General features: G+C 69.2%; 1 pseudogene. It reads right to left on the reverse strand.

Annotation, left to right across the window (positions count from 1 at the left end):
- Positions 1–321, reverse strand: a pseudogene (locus tag RVY79_RS18535) (NAD(P)(+) transhydrogenase (Re/Si-specific) subunit alpha); the annotation flags it as partial.

Genomic DNA, 321 nt, shown 5'->3' on the forward strand with positions numbered 1-321 from the left:
GATGACCGCGCCCAGGCGCTTGGCCGTGGCAATCGCCTGCAAGCCCGCCACACCGGCGCCGAGGATCAGCACACGCGCCGCTTTGACGGTGCCGGCGGCGGTCATCAGCATCGGCATGAAGCGCTGGTAGTGGTTCGCGGCCACCATCACCGCCTTGTAGCCGGCAATGTTGGCCTGCGAGGAGAGCACGTCCATGCTTTGCGCGCGCGTGGTGCGCGGCGCGGCTTCCAGCGCGAACGCGGTGACGTTGGCCGCAGCCAGGCGCGCGGTGTTCTCGTCATCAAACGGGTTGAGCATGCCGACCAGCACGGCGCCGGCTTG

This window comes from Chromohalobacter sp. HP20-39, assembly GCF_033052815.1.
Lineage (GTDB): Bacteria > Pseudomonadota > Gammaproteobacteria > Pseudomonadales > Halomonadaceae > Chromohalobacter.